Consider the following 1,147-nt stretch of genomic DNA (forward strand, 5'->3'; position numbering starts at 1 on the left):
CTGGGCTGGGCTGGGCTGGGCTGGGCTGGGCTGGGCTGGGCTGGTCGGGCGTGGGCTGGGCCGGGCATGGGCCGGGCCGGCGTGGGTAGGGCTGGGCGTGGGCGCCTGGCGGGGTGCGGGCCGACAAATCGCCCTGCCGGCCAACCGGGTGGCTAGCCTCCTAGGATGCAATGGCAGGTGTGATCTATGCTGGAGACGCCAGGCGATCGTGCCGGATACGTCCGGCGGTGAGGGCTTGTGTCTGATTGGTGAGGATAATAGAGCGAGAGCCTCGCCACGGATAGCCGGGGTGATGTGCTAATCCGGTCGCCGATGCGACACAATAGCGAGCGTAGGAGGGGAGTATTCCTCTGCGCCAGTCTCGTCAACACGGTTTTCACCCCACGGGGTGAGCCCGGGGCCGGCGGTCGCGTCGCCCAGCCGGGCGCCGGCGGAAGAGACCTCCGACAGTCGCACGTCGCTGTGACCTCTCCGTCCGGAGCGGAAGCAGCGATGAACCGTGTCTGCCGGAGGTTCTCGTTGAACGTTTCCGCCTGGGTTTGGGTCGTCACCCTCGTTGCCCTGGTCGTTGTCCTAGCCGTTGATCTGCTGATCGTCGGCCGCCGCCCGCATGAGCCCAGCATGCGCGAGGCCGGGGGCTGGGTCGGCTTCTACGTCGGGCTCGCGCTCGCCTTCGGGGTCCTCGTCTGGATCGTCTGGGGTGGGCAGTCCGCCGGTGAGTTCTATACGGGCTGGCTGACCGAGTACAGCCTCTCCGTCGACAACCTCTTCGTCTTCGTGATCATCATGGCGCGCTTCGCCGTGCCGCGGCAGTTCCAGCAGAAGGTGCTGCTCATCGGCATCGTGCTGGCACTTCTCATGCGTGGTGCCTTCATCGCCGCCGGCGCCGCGCTGATCTCGCAGTTCTCCTGGGTCTTCTACATCTTCGGTGCGTTCCTGGTCTACACCGCCATCTCCCTGCTCAAGCAGGGCGAGAACGACGAGGACGACTTCAAGGAGAACATCCTCATCCGGTGGAGCAAGCGCGCGCTGCCGATCTCGTCGTCGTTCGACAGCGGCAAGATGACCGTCATGACCGAGGCCGGCAAGCGGCTGTTCACGCCGATGCTCATCGTCATGATCGCGATCGGCACCACCGACCTGATCT

The 1,147-nt window shown here is 65.9% G+C and carries 1 pseudogene; it reads left to right on the forward strand.

Annotated elements, in window-relative coordinates:
* Positions 1 to 519 precede the first annotated feature (519 nt).
* Positions 520 to 1,147, forward strand: a pseudogene (locus tag DMB66_RS58965) (TerC family protein); the annotation flags it as partial.

This window comes from Actinoplanes sp. ATCC 53533 (assembly GCF_003947245.1).